This window comes from Virgibacillus subterraneus, assembly GCF_900110695.1.
Lineage (GTDB): Bacteria > Bacillota > Bacilli > Bacillales > Amphibacillaceae > Lentibacillus > Lentibacillus subterraneus.
Genome location: NZ_FOEH01000002.1, coordinates 149,664 through 165,890 on the forward strand (window position 1 = coordinate 149,664; position 16,227 = coordinate 165,890).

The 16,227-nt window shown below is 35.4% G+C and carries 14 protein-coding genes and 2 tRNA genes; 15 read left to right on the forward strand and 1 reads right to left on the reverse strand.

Annotated features, from left to right (window positions below):
• Window positions 1–11: 11 nt before the first annotated feature.
• A complete protein-coding gene (locus BMY13_RS07155; protein ID WP_092492397.1) occupies window positions 12–236 on the reverse strand; it encodes a helix-turn-helix domain-containing protein in 225 nt (74 codons plus the stop codon).
• Window positions 237–575: 339 nt separating this feature from the next.
• On the opposite strand from BMY13_RS07155, the gene BMY13_RS07160 reads away from it, so the two are divergent.
• From BMY13_RS07160 to BMY13_RS07230, 15 genes are all read left to right on the forward strand, one after another.
• Window positions 576–2,057 (forward strand): potassium/proton antiporter, encoded by a 1,482-nt coding sequence (locus tag BMY13_RS07160; protein ID WP_092503618.1) that lies wholly within the window; start codon window positions 576–578, stop codon window positions 2,055–2,057.
• A gap of 94 nt (window positions 2,058–2,151) precedes the next feature.
• Window positions 2,152–2,604, forward strand: a complete 453-nt coding sequence (locus BMY13_RS07165) for a MarR family winged helix-turn-helix transcriptional regulator (protein ID WP_092492399.1) — start codon at window positions 2,152–2,154, stop codon at window positions 2,602–2,604.
• Window positions 2,605–2,627: 23 nt separating this feature from the next.
• Window positions 2,628–3,440: a glutamate racemase gene (racE, locus tag BMY13_RS07170; RefSeq protein ID WP_092492400.1), complete on the forward strand. Its 813-nt coding sequence runs from the start codon at window positions 2,628–2,630 to the stop codon at window positions 3,438–3,440.
• A 113-nt stretch (window positions 3,441–3,553) separates the two neighbouring features.
• Window positions 3,554–4,639 carry a GerMN domain-containing protein gene (locus BMY13_RS07175; RefSeq protein ID WP_092503620.1) on the forward strand — a complete coding sequence of 362 codons (1,086 nt, stop codon included), beginning with the start codon at window positions 3,554–3,556 and terminating at the stop codon, window positions 4,637–4,639.
• 567 nt (window positions 4,640–5,206) lie between these two features.
• Window positions 5,207–5,971: a ribonuclease PH gene (gene rph, locus BMY13_RS07180; protein WP_092493222.1), complete on the forward strand. Its 765-nt coding sequence runs from the start codon at window positions 5,207–5,209 to the stop codon at window positions 5,969–5,971.
• Window positions 5,971–6,564, forward strand: a complete 594-nt coding sequence (locus BMY13_RS07185; protein WP_092503622.1) for an XTP/dITP diphosphatase — start codon at window positions 5,971–5,973, stop codon at window positions 6,562–6,564. Before rph ends, BMY13_RS07185 begins: the two co-directional genes overlap by 1 nt.
• Window positions 6,565–6,585: 21 nt before the next feature.
• The gene (locus BMY13_RS07190; RefSeq protein ID WP_092503624.1) at window positions 6,586–7,098 is read left to right on the forward strand and encodes a YfcE family phosphodiesterase; all 513 of its coding nucleotides are present in this window, start codon (window positions 6,586–6,588) and stop codon (window positions 7,096–7,098) included.
• 254 nt (window positions 7,099–7,352) lie between these two features.
• Window positions 7,353–7,426, forward strand: a tRNA-Gly gene (locus BMY13_RS07195).
• A gap of 3 nt (window positions 7,427–7,429) precedes the next feature.
• Window positions 7,430–7,503: transfer RNA gene (locus tag BMY13_RS07200), tRNA-Arg, on the forward strand.
• 140 nt (window positions 7,504–7,643) lie between these two features.
• Window positions 7,644–8,624 carry a DUF3196 family protein gene (locus tag BMY13_RS07205; RefSeq protein WP_092503626.1) on the forward strand — a complete coding sequence of 327 codons (981 nt, stop codon included), beginning with the start codon at window positions 7,644–7,646 and terminating at the stop codon, window positions 8,622–8,624.
• Between the two features lie 140 nt (window positions 8,625–8,764).
• Complete coding sequence (gene tig, locus BMY13_RS07210) at window positions 8,765–10,051, forward strand: trigger factor (RefSeq protein WP_092503628.1); 1,287 nt, start codon at window positions 8,765–8,767, stop codon at window positions 10,049–10,051.
• A gap of 489 nt (window positions 10,052–10,540) precedes the next feature.
• Window positions 10,541–11,818, forward strand: a complete 1,278-nt coding sequence (clpX, locus tag BMY13_RS07215; RefSeq protein ID WP_092492406.1) for an ATP-dependent protease ATP-binding subunit ClpX — start codon at window positions 10,541–10,543, stop codon at window positions 11,816–11,818.
• A gap of 262 nt (window positions 11,819–12,080) precedes the next feature.
• Window positions 12,081–14,411: an endopeptidase La gene (gene lon / locus BMY13_RS07220; RefSeq protein ID WP_092492407.1), complete on the forward strand. Its 2,331-nt coding sequence runs from the start codon at window positions 12,081–12,083 to the stop codon at window positions 14,409–14,411.
• A complete protein-coding gene (yihA, locus tag BMY13_RS07225; RefSeq protein WP_092492408.1) occupies window positions 14,398–14,985 on the forward strand; it encodes a ribosome biogenesis GTP-binding protein YihA/YsxC in 588 nt (195 codons plus the stop codon). The genes lon and yihA overlap by 14 nt, the downstream gene beginning before the upstream one ends.
• A 390-nt stretch (window positions 14,986–15,375) precedes the next feature.
• Complete coding sequence (locus BMY13_RS07230) at window positions 15,376–16,191, forward strand: transporter substrate-binding domain-containing protein (protein WP_092492409.1); 816 nt, start codon at window positions 15,376–15,378, stop codon at window positions 16,189–16,191.
• Window positions 16,192–16,227: the final 36 nt, after the last annotated feature.

Genomic DNA, 16,227 nt, shown 5'->3' on the forward strand with positions numbered 1-16,227 from the left:
GTCGGTTTTTTTTAGAGCTTTAATTCCCCCATACGAAGGAGCTCTACTACAGCCTGTGATCGCCCCTTGACTCCTAGCTTTTGCATAGCATTTGAAATGTGGTTTCGGACAGTTTTTTCTGATATAAACAATTCCTGGGCAATTTCCTTTGTTGTTTTGTCTTGTACTAAGTGTTCGAATACCTCTTTTTCGCGTTTGGTTAATAATTGCTTCGGTTTGTACTCGTTGTCCTTCAAATGTTAACCCCTCCTTGCTGTCATAGAGCTGCAGGTTGAGAGGAAATTATTTAGTCACTATAGCTTATGAAACTAAGTGTAAACGGTGAGTACAATTATTTAGAATTTTATCTTAATACAATCGTCTCCCTTAGGATACTTATTCGTGGTAAGCATAGTATATATCCAAAACTGATAATATGTCGCAGTCATATCAACTAAGAGGGTTAAAGATCAACAAAGTTTACTAAAAAATCCATATATAACCCATCATTTTGTTATAATATAAATTGACGTACGATACCCCCATAACTTTTCCTCATCAACTTTCATTCTTTTATAATTACACGGAGGCTTTCCATGTTAAATGAAATTTTAGAATCAAACCAATTCATATTACTAATGGCATTATTACTAATCATTAGTGTTCTTGTAACGAAGTTCTCTACACGATTAGGTGTACCTTCCCTTGTTCTTTTTATAGGTGTTGGTATGTTAGTGGGTAGTGATGGATTAAATATTATATACTTTGATAATGCTACAATAGCGCAATTAATAGGTATAATTGCACTTGTTGTAATTTTATTCGAAGGTGGTTTACAGACACAATGGACTAAGATTAAACCAGTCTTGCCATCAGCACTAACTATGGCAACGTCAGGTGTACTAGTTACTACAGGGATTGTTGCGGTTGCTTCTAAATACATGCTTGGTATTTCCTGGCTGGAGGGATTATTATTAGGATCTATTGTTGGATCTACTGATGCTGCTGCAGTATTTGCTGTATTGAAGGATAAAAATATCAAGGGCAATATTAAATCGATGCTTGAGGCTGAATCGGGATCAAACGATCCAATGGCAATGTTTTTAACGCTTTCTTTTATTCAGTTAATTACACAGGACCAAGCAGGAATAGGTTCATTAATTTGGTCTTTTTTCTGGCAGATGGGAATTGGGTTATTATGTGGGCTGATAATTGGAAAAGTTGGCAGTTTATCAATTAACCGTATTAACTTAGATTCCAGTGGGCTGTATCCCTTATTTGGACTTGCATTCGCATTTTCTGCCTACAGTATAACCGCATTGATGGATGCTAGCGGATTACTTGCAGTCTACACAGCTGCATTAGTTATCGGCAATTCGGAATTAACGTATCGTCATTCAATTGTTCGATTTAATGAAGGATTTGCTTGGATGGCACAGATTGTTATGTTTGTTATTCTCGGTTTATTTGTTTTTCCAGCAGAACTGTTTCAATGGAATTATTTAATCAATGGGTTGTTAGTTTCGACTGTTTTAATATTTATAGCACGGCCACTAGCAGTTTATTTGAACCTGTTAAAATCACAATATAATAATAAGGAGAAATTGTTCTTATCATGGGCTGGCTTACGTGGAGCTGTTCCGATCGTATTATCAATATTTCCTATGCTAGCTGGGGTAGAAGGTAGCCAAGTTATGTTTAATGTTGTCTTTTTCGTTGTGTTAACATCAACACTTGTTCAAGGTTCAACTATTACATTTATGTCTTCCAAATTAGGATTAGAAGGTGAAGCCAAAGAAAGATCGATGCACTCCTTAGAACTGATTTCAATGGGAAAAACCAATGTGGAGATGATTGAATATGATGTTACTAGCAAAAATAAAATCATTGGTGAAACCCTTGAGTGTATTACTTTGCCAGATAATGCATTAATCAATGCAATTATACGAGATAATGAAATCATCACACCAAATGGGCAAACAGTAATTAAAGAGCATGATACACTGTACATATTGGTATCCCGAAAGAGTAAACAAAAATTAATAAAAGTATTAGAAAAAGATACCGATACACTATAAGAAATTTGTATTTTATATTATGAAAAAATAAAAATATACTCGAATTATGTTAAAATGTTTATAGAATAAGGAAATATACTGGGGGGTTACCCATTTGGAAGATGATGTATCAACAGAAGCAATAGCTGATGTAGAGAAAAGACTTCGTTATATATCAGGTATTATCAAACAGAATGGTCGAAAAATATTAAATAATTACCCAATTACATCACCACAATTTATCGCGCTACAATGGTTGATTGAGGAAGGTGATTTAACAATTGGTGAGCTATCCAATAAAAACGGGTTAGCATTTAGTACCACAACCGATTTAGTAGACCGCATGGAGAAAAATGAGCTGGTCGAAAGAATTAGAGATATCGATGATCGTCGTGTTGTGAGAATCCACGTATTAGAAAAAGGAAATTCCATTATCCAAGAAGTAATTCGAAAACGTCAAGAATATTTGGGAGAGGTTTTAACAAACTTTTCAATAGAACAAACGGATACGTTGAACGATTTACTTTCGTTTTTATATGAACAGATGCGGTGTGTCAATGAAAAATAAACAGCATAGAAGAGGCGATTTTTTTGAATCAGGCAATTGGGGTTATTGATTCTGGAGTGGGCGGTTTAACAGTTGCAAATGAACTTATGAGGCAACTGCCAAGAGAAAATCTTATATATTTAGGTGATACATTAAGATGCCCATATGGTCCCAGGTCAAAAGAAGAAATAAGAATGTTTACGTGGGAAATGGTTGATTTCCTGCTTCAAAAAGAGATTAAAATGCTTGTCATAGCATGTAATACTGCAACAGCTTTTACGCTTACTGAACTCCAGAGTGAATTGGACATTCCAGTTATTGGTGTGATCCAGCCTGGTGCTAGAGCCGCAATTAAATTCACACATAATAGTCATGTAGGTGTAGTTGGTACAGAAGGAACAATTAGGAGTAATGCGTATACGGAGGCGTTGCAGAGCATAAAAGCAGATATCCATGTGAATGCTCTGGCATGTCCGTTGTTTGTTCCAATGGTTGAACAAGGAATTATATCTGGTACACACGCAGAACAAGTGGTGGAGGAATCGTTATACCCAATGAAAATGAATAATCATATAGATACATTGATCTTGGGGTGTACACATTATCCGTTAATTAAAGAAACGATTCAATCTATTATAGGTGATCACGTTACCATTATATCTTCCAGTGAGGAAACAGCTCGTGAAGCAAGTACGATCTTAGAATTTCATAATCAGTTAAATAAAGATAATCATATACCGGATCATAAATTTTACTCGACCGGTGAATTGGAAATGTTCACGAAAATAGCTGAAAGTATTTTTATGAAATCAATTGATAAATTCCACTCCGTTACGATACAAAAAGCATTTATATAAAAATCAGAATCCTATTTTTTATAGGTATTCTGATTTTTTTTCTGCATAGGTTGGTCTAATTTTATAATGTGCTCGTATATATAATAGTACAAACCATCGTAGGAGGGAATAACATGCAGAAGCGCAGTACATTACTTTTAATTATAACGGTGTGTCTTTCTATTATATTGACTGGATGTTTCCAAGGAGAACAATCAATTGATAATGAAGAAATGGATCCACCTAAAGACGCTGAGGCTGTAAATGATTTGGATAATGTATCAGATGAAGCGGAATCAGAGGGTGTTGATGAAGAGTCTGATGGCGAAGCGGAACCAAAGACAGTTGGAAGACAATTATATTTAATTGATTCAGATGGAATGGTGGCCTCACAAACATTGCAATTACCACAGATTGAATCCAAGGAGGTAGCAATACAAGCACTCCAACACTTGGTAAAAGGAGGACCTGTAACATCCTTATTACCAAATGGATTTCAGGCAGTTTTACCAGCAGGAACACAAGTTAATAGCTTAAGTCTTGAGGAAAATGGGACGTTAATTGTAGATGTGTCTGAGGAGTTTAAAAATTATGAGGAACAAAATGAGTTAAAGGTGCTTCAGGCAATGACATATACATTAACACAATTTGAAAGCGTGGATAATATCAAACTGCGGATTAACGGGGAAGCACAAACTGAGATGCCCGTAAGTGGAACTCCTATTGGTGAGGGTTATTCGAGAGTGAATGGTATTAATCTAATTCATTCTGATAGTGTTGACCTCATGGCCAGCAAGCCTGTTACGTTGTACTATCCATCTGTACATGATGAAAATCAGTATTTTGTACCGGTAACACAGTACATTAATGTTGAGAACCAGGATCTATATGGTTCAGTAATTGAAGCATTACTGGATGGCCCCGGTGTTCAGGCGAATGTACAGCATGTTTTCAACAATCAGACAGAACTTACAAGTAACCCAAGTTTAAGAGATGGTGTGCTTGAATTGGTATTCAGTGAGGAAGTGCTTCAGGACGGAGAAAAAGCCGTGATTTCTGATGAAGTAATGGAAACATTAGTACGCACCTTAACAGAAGATCCATCTGTGGAGGCTGTGCAAGTGAAAGTTGAAAATGTCGAGACGCTCTTTAATGAAAATGGAGAACCATATACGACTCCTGTTACAACACAAACATTTTCAAAAACTGAAAAATTATAATTTAAAAGGCTGTGATATGCAGCCTTTTTTTTGCAGTTAAGATAGTATAAAAACTTTCTTACTGCAATTGTACACTAAGGTATTCACCATTAAGGATTGCACTCTAGAGTATAAGGTATTCTAAAGAAAGCAAAATACGCATTCATAAGAATCCCGGTAACGAATGCCAGTTTTCTAATTGCTTAGGACACTATAAAATATAATGGATCCCGCCGAGTCTACGATAACAGTTCGAGATCGCCGAATTTCCTAAATCGCTAACGCTCCTCAGTATTTTTTCGCTTTCCAAGCAATAGATTTATTTTGACTTTCGGAATTACTGGAGATAAGTCAAGATTGTATAATCTCAATGTAAAAGGAAGATCGAATAAAACCGCCGCTTTGTGCGGACCCACCCGAGCGATACGCGCGCATTCCATACTGCGCAGAGCAGGTGCTTTCGCTTTTGTTCACAGTCAAAGATAGTATAAGGTTTTCTACCTATCGTGTATTATCGTGTTTCTTTCGTAAAAAATATGTTAGGATAATCCTATCGTAAGTGTAGTAATAAGGAGGAATATGTTTAAAGTGAGAAATGATCAAAGAGATAATAATGAATTACGTTCAATAACAATTATACCAGATTTTGTTAAACATCCTGAGGGTTCTGTACTTATACAGGCTGGAGGCACTAAAGTTATTTGTAATGCAAGTATCGAGGACAAAGTGCCGCCGTTTATGCGGGGCCAAAAAAAAGGATGGATTACAGCTGAATATGCCATGCTCCCCCGTGCAACTAATCAACGGAACATAAGAGAATCATCTAAAGGTAAAGTAAGTGGAAGAACGATGGAAATACAGCGATTAATTGGACGAGCATTACGCTCTGTAGTTGATTTGGATCAAATTGGTGAGCGTACAGTCTGGGTGGATTGTGATGTAATTCAGGCTGACGGCGGTACAAGAACTGCTTCTATTACAGGCGCATTTGTTGCTGTAGTACTAGCTTTTGGTAAATTAATAGCAGATAATAAAATTGAAAAAATGCCAGTGAGCGATTTTCTATCAGCAATATCTGTTGGAGTTTTATCCGATGGTACGGAAGTGTTGGACCTGAACTATGGTGAAGATTCAGAAGCACATGTTGATATGAACGTGGTAATGACAGGTGCTGGAGAATTTGTTGAAATACAAGGTACTGGAGAAGAGGCGACATTCACAAACAGCCAATTACAAGCGATGCTTGGACTGGCTAATGAAGGAATGCTGAAGATCAATACGATACAAAAAGAAATACTGGGTGAATTAGCTGATAAAATAGGAGAAACCAAAATAAGTAGGGAAGATTTATAATGAAAGAAATAATCATAGCAACTAAAAATCCTGGGAAAGCAGAGGAGTTTAAAACGTTCTTTGCAAAATTTAATATTAAAGCAGTATCCTTACTAGACTTATCTCAGTCAATTCAAGATATTGAAGAGACAGGGGTGACGTTCGAAGAAAATGCGGCATTAAAAGCAGAACAGATAGCAAAGTTATTGAATACTCCCGTATTAGCTGATGATTCTGGTTTAACAATAGATGTATTGGATGGCAGACCTGGTATATTTTCTGCCAGATATGCCGGTGAACCTAAAGATGACAAGGCAAATATCGAAAAAGTCTTAGCTGAGTTGAAGAATGTTAAGGTAACTGACCGTACAGCTCGTTTTGTATGTGTATTGGCAGTAGCCACACCAGACGCGAATACAATTTTTAAAAAAGGATATTGTGAAGGGAGAATTTCCGTTACTTCAAAAGGTTCTAATGGATTTGGTTATGATCCCATTTTTATACCAAAGAACTATACAAGAACAATGGCAGAGTTAACTTCTGATGAAAAAAATAGTATCAGTCACCGAAGTAATGCTATTAAGCAACTCGAAGATTGGCTAGAAAATTTATAGGTGATAATGTGAGGTGTTATTATGCCGAGTGTTTTAATTGTAAGTGATAGTCATGGTTCTACAAATGAACTAAAAGAAATTAAAGAACGCCATGCTTTAAAGTATATGATACATTGTGGAGATTCGGAATTGGATATGGACGCGCCAGAGTTGACAGGCTTCATAAAAGTTGCCGGAAATTGTGATTTTGATTCAAGGTATCCATTAGAGCAAACAAGCTTAATCGAGGGTCTTCGCTTTTATATTGCACATGGTCACCACCATCATGTGAAATCCAATCTAATGACAATAACCTATCGTGCTGAGGAAGAAGATGCTCAAGTAGTTTGTTATGGCCATACACACATTGCTATGGCTGAAAAGGTTGGAAATCAACTTGTGATCAATCCAGGTAGTATTTTACTTCCTAGGGTAAGGGCAGATAAAACATACGCTATCTTGAAATGGGATGATTTAGATGCAGTCCAGGTAAATTACTATACAGTGAAAGGTGACTTTATTGAAGATCTTTCTCTAGATGTTACTTTTACGTAACATTCTTCGCTTTTCATTGAGGAGTATAAGTCAACTTAATGAAAAGCATTTATTTTATTATACTATTGACAAATATTTTCAAAATGCATATAATGATTCTTGTTCGTTCAAATATGCGGATGTTGTGTAGTGTTGAATTATAAGTTGCGAGTAAAGATTCAATCGAATAAACTGAGAGTTGCCTCGAAGGTGATACAGCCTTAAATCAGCTTGGAGATACAGGAATGGATTGTTAAAAATTAAATACATAATATGCGGGTGTAGTTTAGTGGTAAAACTTCAGCCTTCCAAGCTGATATCGTGGGTTCGATTCCCATCACCCGCTCCATGTGTCCCAGTAGCTCAGTAGGATAGAGCAACAGCCTTCTAAGCTGTGGGTCGCAGGTTCGAATCCTGCCTGGGACATCATCCGGAGAAACCTATCAACAAATTTATAGGTTTCTCTTTTATTATCTTAATAAGGTTTATTTTTCAATTAACCGGGTATGTATATTTATTACGGGAAAAACAAAAATAAACTTGAGAAGGGAGTGAATAAATAAAAGATGCAGAGCGATAAAGAAAACGTAATTCTATTTCCAAAGTGGCGAACAACTTTAGAAGAAGAAAGTTTGAAGGCTATTAAAGAAAAAAGATATGAGGAAGCATTAACAAAACTGGATCAGTTATTAAGCTACCATATCGATAATCATGAAATTGTAATAGGCAAGCTAATTTGCCTGATGGAAATGGATCGTTATGAAGAAGCGCAAGATTTATGTGAAGCGCTATTGAAATATAAAGATGAAAATTATTATCATTACTTACATATTTACTTAACAATATTATTCCAGACTAGCCAATATGAGTTATTGATGGAACAAGTAGAATTTGAATTTGAATCAGAGGTTGTTCCTGATGTGATTCACGAACAGTTTCAGCAACTTTATGATATGAGTAAGAATATGAAAAATGAAATTAGAAATGAAAAGTCTTCCGAATACATAGGTGAATTGCTAAAGGCTGTTAAACAGGAAAATCATGTGCAACAGTGGCGTTTAGTAGAACAAATGCGTAAAATAAATGCTAATCCGACAGATTCTATTAAGAATTTATTGATAGAAAATAATGTACATCCGGTTACTAAAACAGCAATTTTTAAATGGCTGCAAGAGAGAAGTATTTCAGATGAAGTTACCGTAAGTAAACTTAATAAACAATTGACCATACCCCCGGTAAATGTACCTGAAATTAGTTCACATAAAACAATGAAGCAGACACTTTTACTAATTAATGAGCTGGAACAAAAGAATCCATCATTGTTTCAATTAGTCGAAAGGCTTTTATATCGATACGTATATGTAAGGTATCCAATCATGCCAAATGATAGAGATATTATTCATATAGCTGAAGCGTTATCGAAGATTGGTGAAGAATATTTGGATATACATATAGAAGATAGTAAACATTTGGATGAGTCCGTTAAAAAATATGTAGAAGAAATTAAAATGTGCGAAGCTTTATACTTAACAATCATTGAAGCATAGTCTGTAGAGTAGCCGTAATGCTTGAAAGCACTAGTAATTATGTTATAATGAGATGGTTGTAAACTTGATCATTATATATATTTATTTATATTGATGAACGTGAAATTTAAAAGGAATATTAGATTTTGGAGGGAATTTTTATGTCAGCAAAATGGGAAAAACAGGAAGGTAATCAAGGAGTACTAACAATAGAAGTAAGTCCAGAGGAATTTGATCGTGGTTTGGATCAAGCATTCAAAAAAGTTGTAAAAGATGTTCAAATTCCAGGATTCCGTAAAGGTAAAGTACCGCGTAAAATATTTGAAAATCGCTTCGGAGTAGAATCATTATATCAGGATGCGGTTGATATTATTTTACCAGATGCTTATATGAAAGCTGTTGAAGAGACTGGTATTGAACCAATCGAACAACCTGAAGTTGATATCGAAGAAATTGAACAAGGAAAAGAACTTATTTTCACTGCAAAAGTTACAGTTAAGCCAGAAGCAACTTTAGGTGAATATAAAGGCCTGGAAGTTGAAGAACAATCAGTTGACGTTACAGATGAAGATGTAAATCATGAAATTGAACATCAGCGTGAACATCAAGCAGAACTTATTATCAAAGAAGAAGGTACAGTAGAAGAAGGCGACACGGTAGTTATGGACTTTGAAGGTTTCTTGGATGGAGAAGCATTTGAAGGTGGAAAAGGTGAAGATCATTCATTGGAAATCGGATCAGGACAGTTCATCCCTGGATTTGAGGAACAATTAGTTGGTAAAAAATCAGGTGAAGAGACAGAAATTGAAATAACATTCCCTGAAGATTATCATGCAGAACAATTAGCTGGTCAAAAAGCTGTATTTAAAGTAAAAATTCATGACGTTAAAACAAAAGAATTACCAGAACTTGATGATGAATTTGCAAAAGATGTTGACGAAGAAGTAGAAACATTAGAAGAGCTAAAAACAAAGAAAAAAGAAGAGTTGGAAGCACAAAAGAAACAAGATGCTGACAATCAGAAGCGTGAATCACTAATTGAACAAGCTTCAGATAACACAGAGGTAGAGATTCCAGAATCAATGGTAAATACTGAACTTGACCGTATGCTCAAAGAGTTTGAACAACGTTTGCAACAGCAAGGTATGACAATGGATATGTATTTCCAATTTTCCGGACAGGATGAGGATGCATTGAAAGAACAAATGAAAGAAGATGCTCAAAAACGTGTGAAAACTAACTTAACATTAGAAGCTATTTTCAATGCGGAAAACCTTGGAGTAACGGATGAAGATGTGGATGCTGAGCTTACTAATATGGCTTCTATGTATGGAGCTGAAGTTGAGCAATTGAAACAAATGTTAGGCGGAAACGCTGACGCTATTAAAGAGGATCTGAAGTTCAGAAAGGCTCTTGATTTCTTAGTTGAAAATAGTAAAACTGTATAATCACTTTGCTTATGACTAAAATGAAAATGATTATTTAGCAGATAAGATATTTACATTACTTTCTTACTGCATAAATACAAACAAGGTTGGCGATCTGCCAAGTTTTCTAAACAAGGTGCGAGTAATTCGCACCTTGTTTTAACTTTGCGATAAACACAATTTGTATCTAACGCATTGCTACGAAAAAAGTATATTTTTTATTTTTTGAAAGTCGTTAAATTTTGTTATCTATCTTATTTGACTAACATACGATAAATAAGGACTGTATAATATGGTTATTATTAATTATCGATTTTAGCTAACTATGAAACATAGAGGATAAGTAGTATCATTTGACTTTTTTATAAAATTCTCCATAATAAAGTGATAAATAAAGAAGAGGTTATTGTTTTGTTTTCTTATTTTGATTTGATATGATGACAGTGAAAGTTAAATTATATAAAGATGAAGTTTGAGACGAAGATTTAAACTTTTAGGAGTGAAAATGCAATGTTTAAATTTAATGAAGAAAAAGGACAATTAAAATGTTCGTTTTGTGGGAAAGGTCAAGATCAAGTTCGCAAGCTCGTTGCCGGACCTGGTGTTTATATATGTGATGAATGTATAGAACTTTGCACAGAAATAGTTGAGGAAGAACTTGGTACGGAAGAAGAAACCGAGTTTAAGGAAGTACCTAAACCAAAGGAAATTTGTGAAATTCTCAATGATTATGTTATCGGGCAGGAAAAAGCAAAAAAGAATTTATCTGTAGCGGTATATAACCATTACAAACGAATTAACACACCTAAAAATTCAGATGACGTAGAACTTGCAAAAAGTAATATCGCTATGCTTGGTCCAACAGGAAGTGGTAAAACATTGCTTGCACAGACATTGGCAAGAATTTTAAATGTTCCATTTGCTATGGCTGATGCAACATCATTAACTGAAGCTGGTTATGTTGGTGAAGATGTTGAAAATATCTTATTGAAACTCATCCAATCTGCTGATTATGATGTAGAAAAGGCTGAGAAAGGTATTATTTACATCGATGAAATTGATAAAGTTGCACGTAAATCAGAGAACCCGTCAATTACTCGTGACGTGTCTGGAGAAGGTGTGCAACAGGCACTATTAAAGATTCTTGAGGGAACTGTTGCAAGTGTTCCACCACAAGGCGGACGGAAACATCCTCATCAGGAATTCATTCAAATCGACACAACTAATGTATTATTTATAGTTGGTGGAGCTTTTGATGGGATTGATCAAATAATTAAACGTCGACTTGGTAAGACAGTTATTGGATTTGGTTCAAACGAAGAACAACAAGATCTTGAAATGGGTGAACTTCTACAAAAAGTATTGCCAGAAGACCTGTTACGTTATGGTCTTATACCAGAGTTCATCGGAAGAATTCCGGTTGTAGGAAGTCTTGAACCATTAGATGAAGATGCGTTAGTTGAAATTTTAACAAAACCTAAAAACGCACTGGTAAAACAATATGTTAAGCTATTCCAGATAGATGATGTTGAACTTGAGTTTGAAGAAGAAGCTCTAGTTGAAATAGCCAAAAGGGCGATAGAGCGGAAAACTGGAGCAAGAGGTTTACGTTCCATCATTGAGAGTATTATGCTGGACGTAATGTTTGAACTACCATCACGCGAGGACATTGAGAAGTGTATTATTACGAAAGATACTGTTCTCCAGGAAAATGGTCATCCAAAGCTAGTACTTGTTGATGGAACTGTAAAAGAAGGAAATGAAAAGCTTCCTAAAGAAAGTGCATAAACCATTTGGTAATTAAATAATATGAGACTGACTTGGCTTATGATTTCCTTCAATAATCATTTATTGAGGTTCGAACATTAGCCCAATGTCAGTCTCTTTCTTGTTAGATTTCGTGTTTAGTATTTCAACATCAGGTAATACTAATCACAGTTATCTTTCCGGGGTTTTTTCGTTTACAAATGGGAAAGTTTTCTATAAACTTTAAACAATAAATAAACAAAAGTACATAATTATTTCAGTACATATTACGGAGGTACATACTATGACAAAAGATACAATTCAGCTTCCCCTCCTGCCATTACGCGGATTGCTCGTTTTCCCATCAATGGTATTACATTTAGATGTCGGACGTGATAAATCCGTTACAGCATTAGAAAAGGCAATGATGGGTGATCAAACCATCTTTTTAGCTGCTCAGAAAAAGGTGAGTTTAGATGATCCAGAGCCAAAAGACATATATAGAATTGGAACAATAGCAAAAGTAAATCAAATGTTGAAACTACCGAACGGAACAATGCGTGTGCTAGTAGAGGGGCTTCGTCGCGGAGAAATTATTCAATTTAACGAGGAAAGCGAAGAATTTAATGTTGAAATCAAAGAGATTGAGGAACAACATGATGAGAAGAACGAAGAAGAAGCTCTTATGCGTTCATTATTAGGGCAATTTGAACAATACATAAAAGTCTCACAAAAAATTACAAAAGAAACCTTAGAAACGGTTTCAGATATTGATGAACCAAGCAGGTTCGCAGACATTATTACGTCACATTTATCCTTAAAAATTAAAGATAAACAGGAGTTACTTGAAACAGTAAATGTAAAAGAACGATTACAGCAATTAATAAAATTAATTACAAATGAAAAAAAAGTACTTGATTTAGAAAAGAAAATCGGACAGCGTGTTAAAACATCCATGGAAAAAACGCAAAAGGAATATTATTTGCGTGAACAAATGAAGGCGATACAGAAGGAACTTGGTGAAAAAGATGGTAAGTCTGGTGAGGTAGGAAAGTTAAGAGAAAAGGTTGAGGAATCGGACATGCCTGAACGCATCGTTGAAGTTGCTATGAAGGAACTGGATCGTTTCGAAAAAGTACCACAGAGTTCTGCCGAAAGTTCAGTTATCCGAAATTATGTTGAATGGCTTATAGCCTTACCATGGACGGAAAAAACCAAAGATACAATTGAGATTGATAATGCACATAAAATATTAGATAGAGATCATTATGGATTGGAAAAGGTAAAAGAACGAATTCTTGAATATTTAGCCGTACAAAAACTAACTCAGTCTATCAAAGGGCCAATTCTTTGTCTTGTAGGTCCACCAGGGGTGGGGAAAACTTCATTAGCTAAATCCATTGCACGTTCAATAAATCGAAATTTTGTTCGTGCTTCATTAGGTGGCATTAGAGATGATGCTGAAATTCGTGGCCATCGACGTACCTATATTGGTGCTATGCCAGGAAGAATAATTCAGGGAATGAAAAAAGCTAAAACAGTCAATCCTGTATTTTTATTAGATGAAATTGATAAAATGTCCAATGATTTTCGTGGAGACCCATCTGCAGCAATGCTGGAAGTGTTAGACCCAGAACAAAATAGTAATTTCAGTGATCATTTTATTGAAGAAACATACGACTTATCGAATGTTCTTTTTGTTGCGACTGCCAACTATGTTAACAACATCCCGGGTCCATTATTGGATCGTATGGAGCTTATTTCTATTTCTGGATATACTGAAGTTGAAAAGTTACATATTGCTAAAGAACACTTATTATCAAAGCAACTTAAGGAAAACGGTCTGACAAAAAATAATTTGCAAATTCGGGATGATGCCTTATTGAAACTAATCCGTACATATACACGAGAAGCAGGTGTAAGAGGATTGGAACGTCAACTGGCAACTCTATGCCGAAAAGCAGCAAAAATTATTATTTCTAAAGAGAAAAAACGAGTAGTCGTAACGGAGAAAAGTATTGAGGAATTACTTGGAAAACCTGTTTTCCGTTATGGTGTAATGGAACAGGAAAATCAGGTAGGAGCTGCTACAGGGCTTGCATATACAGCAGCTGGTGGGGATACTCTGTCAATTGAGGTTTCTCATTACCCAGGTAAGGGAAAACTTACACTTACAGGCAAACTAGGAGATGTTATGCAGGAATCAGCACAAGCTGCCTTTAGTTATATTCGATCACGTGCGAAAGAACTAAGTATTAATCCTGATTTTTATGAAACATATGATATTCATATTCATGTTCCTGAAGGTGCGACACCAAAAGATGGTCCTTCTGCTGGTATTACAATGGCAACAGCCCTTGTTTCCGCATTGACAGGTCGAGCAGTTAAAAAAGAAGTTGGGATGACCGGAGAAATCACTTTGCGTGGTCGCGTTTTACCAATAGGTGGTTTAAAGGAAAAATCCTTAAGTGCGCATAGAGCAGGGATAACAACTATTATTATTCCTGAAGATAACGAAAAGGATATAGAGGATATTCCAGAAAGTGTACGGAGTGGTCTTACATTTATTAAGGTAAACCATCTAGATCAAGTATTAAAACATGCACTTGTGGAGGAGAAAAATGAAAGTAAGTAATGCAGAAATTGTAATTAGTGCAGTTAGTCAAAAACAATATCCAGGCGATCAGCTTCCTGAAGTTGCACTTGCTGGTCGCTCAAATGTTGGAAAGTCATCATTTATCAATAAGCTTATCCATCGTAAAAATTTAGCCCGTACTTCATCAAAACCAGGAAAAACACAAACATTGAACTTCTATAAAATAAATGAAGCATTCTATTTTGTAGATGTACCTGGGTATGGTTATGCTAAAGTCTCCAAAAAGGAAAGAAAAAAATGGGGAAGTATGATGGAAGAGTATTTTGAAACAAGGGATACCCTAAAGGCTGTATTACTAATTACAGACATTCGTCACGAACCAACTAAGGACGACGTGCAGATGTACGCTTTTTTAAAGCATTTTGATCTACCAGTAATTGTGATTGCCACAAAACTGGACAAAGTACCTAAAGGAAAACATGCTAAACATTTAAAGCGCACAAAAGAAACGTTACAAGTGGACCCAGAAGATACTGTGATTCCTTTTTCTACAGAAACTGGTCAAGGAAAAGATGAATCGTGGAGTGCCATAAGAAGCTATATTAACAATTGATTTATTAAACTGCAGTATTAAAAAACTCTTTCCTCCAGTGAGTAGGAAGAGTTTTTTTGGTAGTTACGAAAGTATAACTACTTTCTTACTGCGTAAGTGTAACAAGGCCATCGACATTAAGGCTTGGTGATAAGCAAGTTTTCTAAAGCTTATATTTTCAGAAAATTTGAAAGAATGTAAGAGTATTTAAAAGGATTATACCGTATACATAAGTATTAAAGAGATATAATTCCTATAGTATTTTAAATGTTAATATTGTTGAATATATGGAGCTTTTTGCCATTCGTTCAATTATCACAATGTTGATATAATTTATCTATCAGTATGCTTCTAATATTGATATGGGTTGATTAGTGTGAATAAAAATAGAGATGGAAGGATGTTTAGTCAATGAAAAAACTGAAAATTACAGTATTTTTCGCTTTACTATTTATGCTCTTAGCCGCATGTGGTGGAGGGGATGATGGAGCTAATGGTGGTGATTCTTCTTCGGGTGAAGGTAGTGGATATAATTTGATTGAAGAAGGAAAACTTAATTTCGCTTCATCAGGTGAATTTAAACCTTTTAGTTATATGGAAGGTGGAGAGATGACCGGATATGATGTTGCAGTTGCTAATGCAATTGCTGAAAAATTAGGATTAGAAGCGGTCCCAAACAAATCAAAATTTGCTGGTATTGTCACAGGTGTTAAACAAGGACGTCACGATATTGCAGTTGCAAGTCATACGATTACTGAAGACCGATTGAAAGAAATCGATTTTTCAGAAGCTTATTATTACTCAGGTCCAGTAATTTATACTAGACCTGATAGTGATATACAGTCAGCTGATGATCTTGATGGAAAGGAAATTTCCGTTTCCAGAGGCTCAACTTACGTTGAAATGGCACAGGAATATACTGATAATATTCCACAAGTTGATAGTGATGTTGTAGCTCTTCAATCATTAGCTAAAGGACATCACGACGCTGTAATAACTGATGCAATTACGGGAAGTACAGCAATTGAAAATGGATTAGAAATAGAGGAAAAGGAACAATTAGGTGTAAGTGAGCAAGCGGTAGGCGTTGCAAAAGAAAATGATAAATTACTTGAAGATATCAATAAAGCATTAAAGGAATTGAAAGAGAGCGGAAAACTTGCAGAATTATCTAAAGAGTATATTGGAGCTGATATTACACAGGAACCAGAGAGTTTAAGTGAATAATAGAATGCAAATGTGCGCATAATCTTGCGCACATTT